General features: G+C 46.0%; 16 protein-coding genes. All 16 read left to right on the top strand.

Going from position 1 to position 12,488, the window contains the following annotated elements:
• The first annotated feature begins 1 nt into the window (after position 1).
• The 16 genes from U5R06_01625 (at position 2) to U5R06_01700 (ending at position 12,453) form a co-directional block, all read left to right on the top strand.
• Positions 2-256: a coiled coil domain-containing protein gene (locus tag U5R06_01625; GenBank protein ID MDZ7721539.1), complete on the top strand. Its 255-nt coding sequence runs from the start codon at positions 2-4 to the stop codon at positions 254-256.
• A gap of 102 nt (positions 257-358) precedes the next feature.
• On the top strand, positions 359-1,129 hold the full coding sequence (locus U5R06_01630; GenBank protein ID MDZ7721540.1) for a glucose 1-dehydrogenase: 771 nt from the start codon (positions 359-361) through the stop codon (positions 1,127-1,129).
• A 122-nt stretch (positions 1,130-1,251) separates the two neighbouring features.
• Entirely contained in the window at positions 1,252-2,844 is a 1,593-nt protein-coding gene (locus U5R06_01635; GenBank protein MDZ7721541.1) for a hypothetical protein, read from the top strand.
• Between the two features lie 43 nt (positions 2,845-2,887).
• Positions 2,888-3,691: a M48 family metallopeptidase gene (locus U5R06_01640; GenBank protein MDZ7721542.1), complete on the top strand. Its 804-nt coding sequence runs from the start codon at positions 2,888-2,890 to the stop codon at positions 3,689-3,691.
• Positions 3,692-3,883: 192 nt separating this feature from the next.
• Positions 3,884-4,525, top strand: coding sequence for a hypothetical protein (locus U5R06_01645; GenBank protein ID MDZ7721543.1), 642 nt, complete (start codon positions 3,884-3,886; stop codon positions 4,523-4,525).
• 79 nt (positions 4,526-4,604) lie between these two features.
• Complete coding sequence (locus U5R06_01650; protein MDZ7721544.1) at positions 4,605-4,742, top strand: DUF1508 domain-containing protein; 138 nt, start codon at positions 4,605-4,607, stop codon at positions 4,740-4,742.
• Positions 4,743-4,875: 133 nt separating this feature from the next.
• A complete protein-coding gene (locus U5R06_01655) occupies positions 4,876-5,574 on the top strand; it encodes an OmpA family protein (protein ID MDZ7721545.1) in 699 nt (232 codons plus the stop codon).
• A 51-nt stretch (positions 5,575-5,625) separates the two neighbouring features.
• Complete coding sequence (locus tag U5R06_01660; GenBank protein ID MDZ7721546.1) at positions 5,626-6,165, top strand: outer membrane beta-barrel protein; 540 nt, start codon at positions 5,626-5,628, stop codon at positions 6,163-6,165.
• Positions 6,166-6,373: 208 nt separating this feature from the next.
• On the top strand, positions 6,374-7,693 hold the full coding sequence (locus U5R06_01665) for a hypothetical protein (protein MDZ7721547.1): 1,320 nt from the start codon (positions 6,374-6,376) through the stop codon (positions 7,691-7,693).
• Positions 7,666-7,881, top strand: coding sequence for an OmpA family protein (locus tag U5R06_01670; protein MDZ7721548.1), 216 nt, complete (start codon positions 7,666-7,668; stop codon positions 7,879-7,881). Before U5R06_01665 ends, U5R06_01670 begins: the two co-directional genes overlap by 28 nt.
• A gap of 192 nt (positions 7,882-8,073) precedes the next feature.
• Positions 8,074-8,325: a GlsB/YeaQ/YmgE family stress response membrane protein gene (locus U5R06_01675; protein MDZ7721549.1), complete on the top strand. Its 252-nt coding sequence runs from the start codon at positions 8,074-8,076 to the stop codon at positions 8,323-8,325.
• A gap of 153 nt (positions 8,326-8,478) precedes the next feature.
• Complete coding sequence (locus U5R06_01680; protein ID MDZ7721550.1) at positions 8,479-9,348, top strand: Ig-like domain-containing protein; 870 nt, start codon at positions 8,479-8,481, stop codon at positions 9,346-9,348.
• Between the two features lie 155 nt (positions 9,349-9,503).
• Positions 9,504-10,280, top strand: coding sequence for an Ig-like domain-containing protein (locus U5R06_01685; protein ID MDZ7721551.1), 777 nt, complete (start codon positions 9,504-9,506; stop codon positions 10,278-10,280).
• Between the two features lie 37 nt (positions 10,281-10,317).
• On the top strand, positions 10,318-10,713 hold the full coding sequence (locus tag U5R06_01690; protein ID MDZ7721552.1) for an ice-binding family protein: 396 nt from the start codon (positions 10,318-10,320) through the stop codon (positions 10,711-10,713).
• Between the two features lie 143 nt (positions 10,714-10,856).
• Complete coding sequence (locus U5R06_01695; GenBank protein MDZ7721553.1) at positions 10,857-11,912, top strand: OmpA family protein; 1,056 nt, start codon at positions 10,857-10,859, stop codon at positions 11,910-11,912.
• 46 nt (positions 11,913-11,958) lie between these two features.
• On the top strand, positions 11,959-12,453 hold the full coding sequence (locus tag U5R06_01700) for an outer membrane beta-barrel protein (GenBank protein ID MDZ7721554.1): 495 nt from the start codon (positions 11,959-11,961) through the stop codon (positions 12,451-12,453).
• Positions 12,454-12,488 lie beyond the last annotated feature (35 nt).

Genomic DNA, 12,488 nt, shown 5'->3' on the forward strand with positions numbered 1-12,488 from the left:
AATGAGTGAGAAAGAACTGTATCAGCAGAAAAAACAGGCTCAGTTGGACGAGTGGAAAGCAAAAGTAGAAAAGCTTAAGGCAAAGGCCTCTGGAGCCGGCGCTGACGCACATCTGGAATTGAACAAGCAGATCGAAGCACTAAAAGGCAAGATTGAGAGTGGAAAGAACAAGCTTGCTGAAATTGCGGACGCAAGTGAAGACTCGTGGGAGTCGATCAAAGACGGTGTGGAATCCGACAAAGTCTGCTTTCAGTGACGCAGCAGCAAATCACAAGAAATAACGACTGCCTAACGAATCGGTTACAGCGGTCGGCGCGAGCCCGACCGGGTAGGCATTTTATAACAAAAGGAGTTGATCGTGAAGAGAGTAGAAGGCAAGATAGCTGTTGTTACGGGTGGCGCAGTAGGAATTGGTCGAGCAGCGTGTCTGCAATTGGCCAGAGAAGGAGCAAAGGTCGCTGTAACCGACATAGCGGATGAAGAGGGGCAAAAAGTAGTAGACACAATCTCGGAATTCGGTGGAATTGCAAAATACTGGCGTGTCGATACCTCGAATGAGGATAGCGTTAGCAGCGCTTTTTCCAATATTGCTCGTGAATTTGGCTCAATAAACATACTTGTTAACAACGCCGGTATCGCCGGAGCGAATAAACCTACTCATGAAATAACCAAAGAAGAATGGGAAAAAGTCATCGATGTGAACGTCAGCGGTGTTTTCTTTTGTACCAAACATGCGATCCCATTCATGAAAAAATCTGGTGGCGGCAGCATCATTAACATGTCTTCTATTTATGGAATCGTCGGCGCTGCGGACTTGCCGCCCTATCATGCATCCAAAGGGGCCGTTCGGCTGATGAGTAAGAATGATGCTCTGTTTTATGCAAAGGACCATATTAGAGTCAATTCCATACATCCGGGCTTTATATGGACGCCACTTGTGGAGGGACTCGCTAAAGATTCACCAGAAGGAGTCAAGGCGTTCAGAGAGCAGCTTGATAGTCACCATCCCATTGGTCATGTCGGAGAGCCTGATGATATTGCCTATGGCGTGCTCTATCTTGCTTCTGATGAGTCTAAATTTATTACTGGAGCCGAGTTGGTTATCGATGGAGGCTATACCGCTCAATAAAATTTTGGGCACCTGCTTGGGCCTAAAATGCAAATCCATCTAACGCTTTGAGCGCGGGCAATCAATAACGTTACGATGGAAATAATCAATTAATTTTATTTTAACTTTTTGGAGGTAACACCATGAAAGCAAGAATAATTTTCATAGCCATTATTATGCTGTTTGTAATGATTCAAGCGGGGCATGCGGGAGGGACAGAAGATATTCAAAAGTACTTTAATGAGACTGCAAACAAAGTAAAGGCAACGGATGATCCGGTCGAAAAACGTGAAATACTCAACAAATCATTGCAAACCATGTCCCGGGCGCTGGAGAGAGTTGAAAGTTCCGGACTGATTTCGCAAAAAGATCGCGCTGGCATTGATCAATTCAAAGCGGCTCTTCAGGAGAAACAAGATGAGCTCGCGGGCATTAATGGCTATGCGCGGGTTGCCGATGCACAACTCAATAATTTCTCTGATTATGTTGTTCAGGATATGGAGCAGGCTACGCTGGGAGTTTACCATCAGCTTGGTATCGGCGCTCTTGATCCTCATTGTTTTGATACTCATCCTGTAGTCTTGTTGTCACCAGGCAAACATTTACAGGCTATTGACATGCATAGCTCAAACAACTTGTCTTTCACGAGTACCACGCAACCCTGCTCAATGCTTTTCGGGGTCGTCAGTTGCGTGGCGCTCGTATTATTTCTGTTTTCGTGCAGCTCCGTTCCTTTGATCCATAGGCAAACTGCGCTGGAGAAGGAGAGTGCATTGCCACCGCCACACTACTCAATGGTATTTATTATCCACGGCGATGGTGACTATCTTTATCACGATACCGGCGGCCGTGCGCACAGAGCAGATGAGGAGGCTCTATTTGGGGCAATAAGTGTAGCGGTGCAAAATCCGCAAGCGGAGGTGTTCATTTTTCACCAAAAACCCAAAAGACATACGTTGTTATTTCCACGCCGTGATGGAAAATTTTATCACTATCGGAACGGACGGCTGCTCGCCAAAGAATCGTATTGGCGCGATCATGGATCATCCCGCTTCGATCCTGAAGCGGAGCTTTATCATCGTTTTCACCTGGGCGAGCAATCTCAATTGGTGAAATTGTTCTTTTACTTTGGTCATGAAATCCCTGAATTCGACCGAACAGGTTATGATGCATCGTATCCGAAAAAGACGTTCGAGGTTCATGAGCTTGCCGATGGATTGAAGCGCATGACACGTGATTCCACAAAGTTCGATCTCCTCGTGCTCTCTACGTGTTTCGGCGGCACCCCTCACACCATTGCGGCGCTTGCTCCCTACACGCGTACCATCGTTGCTTCGCCGGGCAATCTTCACCTTTCCTACTTTTATCTTTGTCCATTTAAACGGTTGGATGTCGGTTTGCGAGATGGAGATGTGCCCCGGTTTGCAAAGAACTATGCGCGCCAGGCATTCGAACTATTGACTGAAGATATTCAGACAGCGGTCACTGTTGCCGTGTATGATGTGGATCGGGTGCAGGAATACGTGCAGTCCATTGACAGTGTTTACGATCAGACCTTGACCACATTGAAAGGGCGAAATCCGGTCTCTGTAGAGCGCTGCGATTGCGCCGAAGGTCCTGCAACCATGCAGCCTGGAATGAGCGAGGGCGTAGACGTCTTCTACCGACCGCCGCGTTTTGGACGCTCGAAGCACAAACGGAATCATTCCGGCTGGGAATGTTATAAGCTAAAGTAATCAATAGTCTATTGATCAATCACACAATCAGGAGATGTGAACCATGAAAAAGTTAAAAATCGGATTATTTAGCCTTTTGATTGCGGCGCTTCTACTACAATTTTGCAGCCTCGTGCCGCTCACCGGCAGGCGTCAACTCTCTCTCGTTTCGGATTTTGACATGCTTTCCACGAGCTTTGTCCAGTACGACCAGTTTCTGAAAGAAAACAAGACAAGCACGAATTCGGCGGAGACAAAGCTGGTGAAAAGAGTCGGAAATCGCATCCAAAGCGCAGTGACTGGCTATTTCGCACAAAATAATTTATCTCAGGATCTTGATGGATTCGCGTGGGAATTCAACCTTATCGAAAACGAGCAAGTGAACGCCTGGTGCATGCCGGGGGGGAAAGTAGTCGTGTACTCGGGAATCCTGCCGATCACCCAAAATGAAGCCGGATTGGCCGTGGTGGTGGCGCACGAGATCGCTCACGCCGTGGCCAAGCACAGCAACGAGCGGATGAGTCAGGCGCTGCTTGCCCAGTTTGGCGGACAGACGCTCTCGATGGCGCTCCAGCAGAAACCCGAGCAAACCCAGCAGATTTGGATGACGGTTTTCGGCGTCGGGGTTCAGCTTGGCGCGGTGCTGCCGTACAGCCGTCTTCAGGAGAGCGAGGCAGACCGTCTTGGATTAATTTTTATGGCAATGGCAGGATACGATCCCAACAGCGCCATCGGATTTTGGCAGCGTATGTCTCAGAACGCGGGCGCCAAACCGCCGGAGTTCCTGAGCACACACCCCTCCGACGCGAATCGGATCCGGAAAATAAAATCAGAGATAAAAGAGGCTATGACATATTACAAAAAGTAGTGACAAGTTGAAAAATGTCCATTTTCTTCGTATTCAGGTATTCAGTGGGTTGATCGTTCATGGATAAGGATGATAAATTGGTAGTCAAAAAGAATCAATTCTTTTTACACATCCCTTTGGCGGTTTGTCTTTACGGCTGGATTTGATATAAATAACAAAACGATTTTCATTCATTTAATAAGGAGATGTATCATGAGAACCTCTAGAATTTTTCAAACAGTTTTTATTGCAGGTGTGCTCCTGTGCTTTACGCTGCCGGCTACGGCCCAGTACCTCGGTATTCTGCAGTCCGCCGAGACAATGGAGCCTGGTATATTCAAGCTCGTGGCTGCCCCAATTATTGTACTCGGTAAGGACGGAGCCGATAACGAAATCGGATTTGCGGCTCGTGGAGGGTATGCATTCACCGAACAGTTCGACGTCGAAGCCAAGCTAGGTGTCTTCGATCAAGGTACTGTTATCGGCGTGGATGGCGAGTACTGGATTTTCAGAGGTGAAGATAATAATTCCCACATTGATTGCTCATTGACGGGAGGTGTCCACTGGATATCCGGTAAGGATAATAATTATGACACCATGGGGTTCGAAATCACCCCGCAGTTGAGCGGGCACGTGACCGACAACCTGGAGTTGTGCGGGGCTTTGGATGCCTCGTTCGAGTCGATCCAGGATGCCCCGCCGGGAATCGATGATTCATTCATGAGATTGCACCTTGTGCCTGGAATCGAGTACCGCCTGTCCAATGCACTCGACTTGGCTACCGAGTTCGGTATCGCAATCAACGACAACTCGTCTCACTATGTGGGCGCCGGCATCACGTATTACATGCGTTGACAACGTATGATGAGAAAATTAAAATACTCAGAAAAGGCAAAAAAGATGAGGTGAATACATTATGAACGATACATGAGAAATCTACAAAGACACCGAAGGGTTCTGGCGTTGGCGGCGCACTGCCCCGAACGGCAATATCATCGGCGCTTCGACACAAGCCTATCAGAACAAAATCGATTGCAAAGGGAACGCCCGTCGCAATGGATGGAAGGGTTAGTTCTCAACCTCTCAGGATGCGTCCCGCCCAGAGCGGGAAGTTGCTGATATGGGAGTGAGCTAATCACCTTCAAGTGAACCGGTGGCAGCAGCACATATTTACGACTATTTATAATTAAAAAAAAGGTGACAAAATGAGGCAAAAAGTGTTAAATGAAGAAAACGAGGAGATCAGAAAAAAGGCGTATGAGCTCTATGAGAAACATGGATTTAAGGACGGAAATGATTTTGTAGACTGGCTTGAAGCGGAAAAACAAACCAGAAAGCCCAAGGTGAAAAAGCAAACGACAAAACACTCCGGATCAACGCGTAATAAACAGTTAAAAAATATTCTTCTTGTTATTGTTGGTGTGCTCTGTGTAATCGTAGTGATTCTTTTACTAACGCTCTTGAAAAGCCCCAGAACGGAATTATCTGAAAAGAGCTTGTCCGAGTTAAAGGTCATGATGCTGGCGCTTGAGCCGAAGGAAAATGAAAAAGTAGTCGTCTTCGGTGACACGCATTTCGATTTTGACCAATTTACGCTTTCGGAGCAAGCAAAGAATTTGCTGGATGCAGATGTGAGGACATTGAAAGAAAATCCCCAAATACATGTCCGTATGGCTGGATACACTTCTGCCAAAGGAACGGAAGACGTCAATCAACAAATGAGCGAAAAAAGAGCCGGTGCGGTCAGGGACTATCTGATCGAAAAAGGAATTGCACCGGAAAGAATCACGACAATCGGTTATGGCAGAACAAAACCGGCATTGTATGAGGAGGAACCGGCTGACGTATTCTCAAAGGAAGCGCTGGCGAATATGCGTGTTCTTTTTCAAGTTGTCGTAAAGTAGAAACAATAAAACATCATGTCTGGAATTTATTTGTGAACAGGAGGTAATTTTATGTGGAAGAAAATGTTGCTGCTAATGGGACTGATCACAGCGCTGGTTGTCCCGGTGAATGCACAGAGCGTAAGTCTGGGTCCGCAGGTCGGCTATTATAAAGCCCAGGATGCTGATGCTAATTTTATGGGTGGAGTCGCCTGGCGATTCAAGTTCACTCCGATGCTTGGACTCGAAGCCTCCATCAACTATCGTCAGGAAAAATATGCCAATGACGCCTTGACGGTTCGGAGCTGGCCAATAATGGTGAGCGGTTTGATTTATCCAACCCCCCTTGCCTATGGAGCCATTGGCGCCGGGTGGTACAACACGACTATGGATTATGACCAGGAAAAATTCTCATTTCTTAAAGACGAGACCACACAGGAATTTGGCTGGCATTTTGGCGGCGGTACGGAACTGCCCGTCGGTTCAAATTTAAAATTGACCGGTGACATTCGCTATGTCTTTCTGGATTACGATTTTAAGGAAATTCCGGGGAGCAGTAATCTGGAAAGCAACTTTTATGTTATCACCATTGGCTTACTCTTTGGTCTATAATCAATCGCAAAGCTGAGCGGATATGAAAGTTTGCTCAGCTTTGTTTTAATTGCTCTATGAATAGGTAGTCATTTTACAGTAAGGAGGTAAGACCGAAAAAAGATCGTGACCCGGACCGCCAAACCGTCTTGAGCACGAATAAACTCTAAATGCAGAAATGGCGGCGGTGAAAATTTTCATACACTTGAAAAATCCAAAGGAGACAATCATGTTTCAGAAACAAAAATTATTAAAGTTAGCCAGTGCAGCCATAATAGGCTGCCTTGCCGTTTTATTGATGGCAACTGCGGGCGCCCTGGCAGCGCAAGAAGTAAAAATCATCCTTTTTAAGGATGCTCATGCGGCGATGCAGGCAGCGAAAGAAGCCCAGGCGGACGTTCTGGCGCCCGATAACTTTGGCGAAGCGATGCAACGCTATCAAAAGGCTGAAGCGGATCTTGAGCAGGAAAAAAACCTGGATGACATTCGCAAAAATCTTCGCGAATCAACCGCCTATTTCCAAAAAGCAATAAACGCCACGAAGCTTGCCGAGGTAACTTTCCCAAATTCGATAAAAGCACGCAAGGATGCAAACTATACCGAAGCGGCTAAATTTTCATCTAAACGCTGGATTGAAGCCGAAAAAAAATTCAAAGAAGCCGCTGTTAAACTCGAGGATGGAGACCTGAATAAGGCAAAAAAGAAAGCCGGTGAAGCCGAAACACTGTATCGTCAGGCCGAGCTTGAAGCCATTAAAACCAACTATCTGCAAAAAACCCGGGAATTGTTGAAACAGGCAGATCAGCTTGACGTCGAAGACCAAGCCCCCAAAACCTTGCGACTTGCCCGGCAGCTTTTGAATCAGGCTGAAAAAGAACTGAATGAGAATCGTTACGATACCGATGTGGCGCGCGGTTTGGCGCGGCGAGCCAACTATGAGGCAAAACACGCTATCTATCTGGCAAAAGTCATTGAGCAGATGAAAGATAATGATCAAAGCTGGGAAGACCTGATGTTGGCTTCGGAAAAACCTTTGAAGCTGATTGCCGAAAAATCAAACCTGAGCGCTTCGTTCGACGCTGGTTTCGGAAAAACCACTGGAGAAATCATCGCTTCCGTCATTGCTACTCAGGATAAAGTCGAAAAATTAAGCCAGCATTTAGACTGGTACCAACGGCAAAACGCTCTAAGCGAAGCCCGGATTGTCGAAATGGAGCAACAGTTGGGCAGCGAGGCAGAAAAAAAATCTGCGTTGGCGCAGCAAATCGCCAGTCAAGCTAAAACACGCGAGCTGTTTTCCGGCGTGGAGGAATCATTCAGTCGCGAAGAAGCACAGATGCTGCGCGAGGGCAACGATATCATTATCCGCCTGGTTGGGCTAAATTTCCCCACCGCCAAGGCAACCATCGAGCAACAATCCTTTGGGTTGCTGACCAAAGTGCGCGATGCTATCAACTCTTCCCGGAATGTACCGTTTCCGTACTGGGCAATACAGATTCGTACGGCGGCGATGAACAGAATTTGCAACTATCCAGGGAGCGCGCCGTAGCGGTAAAACAATATCTTTTGGCAAACTCTAATCTGAATGCTTCCCGTGTTGAAGCAATCGGGTATGGCGAAAGCAAGCCGATTGCCAGCAACGAGACCGAAGCAGGCCGCGCCGCCAACCGTCGCGTTGATGTTGTCATTCATCCCTGGATGGCGAGAGGAACCTTTTCAGACAACTTTATAAAATAGCAAGGCTCGGCCATACATAATAGCGCCGTATCCTCCCCGTTAGAAGGGCTCCGGATCGAATCTGAAAAAAGATTGAAACGGAGCCCTTTGATGTCGCAGGAGTTTGACTATGCCGCATATACACAAACAACTCTTCAGGATGTTATCGCTGAAGACCAGAATCATTCACACTTTATTTAAGGAAAATACCCCATGAGTATGGAATACTTGCTGATTTTTTTGGCGGTCGGGGTGCTGGCAGGATTTATAGCCGGACACATCTGGAAAGGCAAAGGATTTGGTTTGTTGGGAGATTTGATCATTGGGGTGATCGGTTCCTTTATCGGAGTCTGGCTTTTCGGTCTGTTCCACATCTCGAGTTCAGGCATTTTGGGTTTGCTGATTGCCGCAATTATCGGCGCCCTCATCCTATTGTACTTGATCCGGCAGGTCAAGCATCATTGATGATCTGATGGTGAATTGGGCGAGTGATTCAATGAATACTATATTTAAAAAAGAAGGGAAATGTTTCAAAAAGAAGGATATTGTTTATCAAACAAAACAAGTTTTATTTATGAATTAAAGATTAAATTAAACAACTAAGCACAGGAGATTGTCATGAAAAGATATTCAAAATTATGGTTAATACCACTGTTGCTGGTCATGATAATGGCCAGCTGTGAAGATAGAGTTGGAATCACTTCTGTCCAAGACGACACTGCACCCACGGTAAGTTTTACAGACCCTGCTAAAGCCGAAGCAGGTGTGCCTCTCAACCAGAAAATTGCTGCTACTTTTAGCACGACAATGGATTCTTCAACAATCAGCACCGCAACCTTTACCTTAATGCAAGGATCAACACCCGTTTCAGGTGTTGTATTACTTCGGCGAAACAGCCGTTTTGCACCGTCAAGCAATCTTGAGCCGAATACCACATATACAGCAACGATTACAACCGGGGCAAAGGATTTAGCTGGCACTGCTCTGGAAAATAACTATGAATGGAGTTTCACTACAGGCGCATCAACGGTTGTCACCCGACCCACAGTCATTTCTACAGACCTCGCTGACGCTGAAACAGATATGTGGCCTCTGAACCAGAAAATTGCTGCTACTTTTAGCACGACAATGGATTCTTCAACAATCAGCACCGCAACCTTTACCTTAATGCAAGGATCAACACCCGTTTCAGGTGTTGTATCCTACTCCGGCGAAACAGCCGTTTTTGCACCGTCAAGCAATCTTGAGCCGAATACCACATATACAGCAACGATTACAACCGGGGCAAAGGATTTAGCTGGCACTGCTCTGGAAAATAACTATGAATGGAGTTTCACTACAGGCGCATCAACGGTTGTCACCTCACCCACAGTTATTTCTACAGACCCCGCTGACGCTGAAACAGATGTGGCTCTCAACCAGAAAATTGCTGCTACTTTTAGCACGACAATGGATCTTCAACAATCAGCACCGCAACCTTTACCTTAATGCAAGGATCAACACCCGTTTCAGGTGTTGTATCCTACTCCGGCGAAACAGCCGCTTTGCTGCACCGTCAAGCAATCTTGAGCCGAATACCACATATACAGCAACGATTACAACCGGGGCAAAGGATTTAGCTGGCACTGCTCTGGAAAATAACTATCGAATGGAGTTTTACGACAGGCGCATCAACGGTCGTCACCCCACCCACAGTTATTTCTACAGACCCCGCTGACGCTGAAACAGATGTGGCTCTCAACCAGAAAATTGCTGCTACTTTTAGCACGACAATGGATTCTTCAACAATCAGCACCGCAACCTTTACCTTAATGCAAGGATCAACACCCGTTTCAGGTGTTGTATCCTACTCCGGCGAAACAGCCGTTTTTGCACCGTCAAGCAATCTTGAGCCGAATACCACATATACAGCAACGATTACAACCGGGGCAAAGGATTTAGCTGGCACTGCTCTGGAAAATAACTATGAATGGAGTTTCTCAACCGTTATTTCTTATACAGTAACGCTATCATCCAATCCGGCGGAAGGCGGAACAACAAGTGGTGGCGGCACATACAACTCGGGCTCCTCTGTAACGGTCGTCGCGACACCGAATACGGGATATTCATTTACTAACTGGACGGAGAACGGAACTGTCATATCAACAAATGAAAGTTTTCAGTTTATTATAAGTGAAAACAGAACATTGGTAGCGAACTTTACATCACTTACATCTGGACCGGCTGGCATAAACCTTGGGTCTGCAGGTGACTTTGCGGTTCTGGCTGGCTCTGGAGTCTCCAACACCGGTGTGACTACTCATATTTATGGTGATGTCGGATCGCATCCAACCGGCACAATTGTTGGCCTTTCTGAGGAAAATGTAACCGGAACACTTTATACGACGGCTGATCCCGATAGTAGGTACGGCAAAAACTGATTTGACTGCTGCTTATAACGACGCTCATGGAAGGTCGTTGGATGCCATCTCATTGCCGGGTCAACTGGGCGGTTTGACCCTTGCCCCCGGCCTCTATGTGAACTCGACATCGACCGGGATATCAGGAAGCGGAGCGCAGGGAGTTTTAACCCTTGACGCCGGTGGCAACGCGAATGCCGTCTGGATATTTAAGATGGGATCCACTCTCGTCACGGATTCCGGAACCAGAATTGTTCTGGCCGGTGGCGCAAAATGGCAAAACGTCTATTGGGCAGTCGGCACTTCAGCAACACTTGGAACAAACTCTAGCTTTGTTGGAAATATCCTGGCTGATCAATCAATCACGCTGGCTACCGGTGCGGTATTGCACGGTAGGGCGTTGACGCGAGTTGCCTCGATCACATTGGACAGCAATGTTGTTGATAAGCGATAAGGTCTATTAAAAAGTAAGGGTGGGGAGATTTGAAATCCTCACCCTGAATTTTCAAAATGAGCGTGTTAAATAGACTCAAATTGATCGGGAAAAATTTAATCGTTTTGAATTAAACAGTATTTTAGAAAAAAAGGAGACATGAAATGAAAAAGTTATTTATAATACTCGCATTGATGCTGACTATTGGCATGGGTGTTTCTCAGGCACAAACAGTAACCGATAGTTGGGCATTCGGTTTTGGCTTGAGTTATCCCAGATATTACTCGGCAAATATCACCGCTTTAAATACAAATTACGGCGCCTATCTTTCAATTCAGCGAAATTTTTCTGAGAATGTTGGATTAAGATTAAAAGGCGGTTATTTCCACCTTGAGGGAGAATGGAGCGATGCATCTCTTAACAAGGTTCAGGAAACAACAAACATTATCACAAGCGATCTTGATTTGATGTATTATCTGGTTCCATGCGCACCGGTTACACCTTATCTGTTTGTAGGAGTCGGTGCTAATTATAAAATGATAGCCGACAACCCAACAAAATTATCGGATAATTACACCTTTGGGACTCAATTAAATGCCGGAGTTGGTGCTGAATTCAAGATCAATTCCAATTGGAGCTTTGTATCTGAGTTTGGGTATTATAAAACAAATAATTCAGATCTTGATGGCGCGATTGCCCCAATTGAGGTGAATGGACGCGATTCTTATATGGTTTTGAGTGCCGGCCTCAATTTCTTCTTTAACCAAGGCGTGCCATCAAAGAAATGCGAGCCTTGTCAGAAGATGCCCATGGAAATGAAAGATATGACCGATTATAACAGAATTGAAGATATGATTGTCAAGCATATCCCCAAAGAAGTTATTGTTGATAAACATATTTACGCAATTTCTGAGGACAGATTAGTGCTGGTTGGTGTAAAATTCGCGTTCGACAAATCAGACCTTTTACCGGAATCATATTCTGTGCTTGATAAAGCCGTAAAGCTATTGAAGGATAATCCTGATGTGAAAGTTGAAATTGAGGGCTATAGTGATTATATCGGCTCCGCTGAATACAACCAGAAACTTTCAGTAGAGAGAGCCCTAACCGTTAAATCTTATCTTGTTTCTAAAGGTATTGCCGATTCCAGACTTTCAACTGTCGGTATGGAAAAGAAAATCCGATTGCAAGCAATGAGACTAAAGAAGGCAGAGCAATGAACAGAAGAATTGTGTTCAGAATTTTGAAATAACAAATAGTCTTTCAATGGGTCAGTTTTTTGCGCTGAATGAAAACGGCGCCACGCAGGTCGGCTATTATAAAGCCCAGGATGCTGACGGTAATTTTATGGGCGGAGTCGCCTGGCGATTCAAGTTCACTCCGATGCTTGGTCTCGAAGCATCCATCAACTATCGTCAGGAAAAATATGCGAATGACGCCTTGACGATTCGGAGCTGGCCAATAATAATGAGCGGTTTGATTTATCCAACCCCCCTTGCCTATGGAGCCATTGGCGCCGGGTGGTACAACACGACTATGGATTATGACCAGGAAAAATTCTCATTTCTTAAAGACGAGACCAAACAGGAATTTGGCTGGCATTTTGGCGGCGGTACGGAACTGCCCGTCGGTTCAAATTTAAAATTGACCGGTGACATTCGTTATGTCTTTCTGGATTACGATTTTAAGGAAATTCCGGGGAGCAGTAATCTGGAAAGCAACTTTTATGTTATCACCATTGGCTTACTCTTTGGTCTATAATCAATCGCAAAGCTGAGCGGATATGAAAGTTTGCT

The organism is candidate division KSB1 bacterium, from assembly GCA_034521575.1.
Taxonomy (GTDB): Bacteria; Zhuqueibacterota; Zhuqueibacteria; order Residuimicrobiales; family Krinioviventaceae; genus JAXHMJ01.

Bases quoted from the DNA above. Each gene is read 5' to 3' on its own strand.
- U5R06_01625 (MDZ7721539.1), top strand. From the start codon at position 2: ATGAGTGAGAAAGAACTGTATCAGCAGAAAAAACAGGCTCAGTTGGAC.
- U5R06_01635 (MDZ7721541.1), top strand. From the start codon at position 1,252: ATGAAAGCAAGAATAATTTTCATAGCCATTATTATGCTGTTTGTAATG.
- U5R06_01640 (MDZ7721542.1), top strand. From the start codon at position 2,888: ATGAAAAAGTTAAAAATCGGATTATTTAGCCTTTTGATTGCGGCGCTT.
- U5R06_01645 (MDZ7721543.1), top strand. From the start codon at position 3,884: ATGAGAACCTCTAGAATTTTTCAAACAGTTTTTATTGCAGGTGTGCTC.
- U5R06_01655 (MDZ7721545.1), top strand. From the start codon at position 4,876: ATGAGGCAAAAAGTGTTAAATGAAGAAAACGAGGAGATCAGAAAAAAG.
- U5R06_01660 (MDZ7721546.1), top strand. From the start codon at position 5,626: ATGTGGAAGAAAATGTTGCTGCTAATGGGACTGATCACAGCGCTGGTT.
- U5R06_01665 (MDZ7721547.1), top strand. From the start codon at position 6,374: ATGTTTCAGAAACAAAAATTATTAAAGTTAGCCAGTGCAGCCATAATA.
- U5R06_01675 (MDZ7721549.1), top strand. From the start codon at position 8,074: ATGAGTATGGAATACTTGCTGATTTTTTTGGCGGTCGGGGTGCTGGCA.
- U5R06_01680 (MDZ7721550.1), top strand. From the start codon at position 8,479: ATGAAAAGATATTCAAAATTATGGTTAATACCACTGTTGCTGGTCATG.
- U5R06_01695 (MDZ7721553.1), top strand. From the start codon at position 10,857: ATGAAAAAGTTATTTATAATACTCGCATTGATGCTGACTATTGGCATG.
- U5R06_01700 (MDZ7721554.1), top strand. From the start codon at position 11,959: ATGGGTCAGTTTTTTGCGCTGAATGAAAACGGCGCCACGCAGGTCGGC.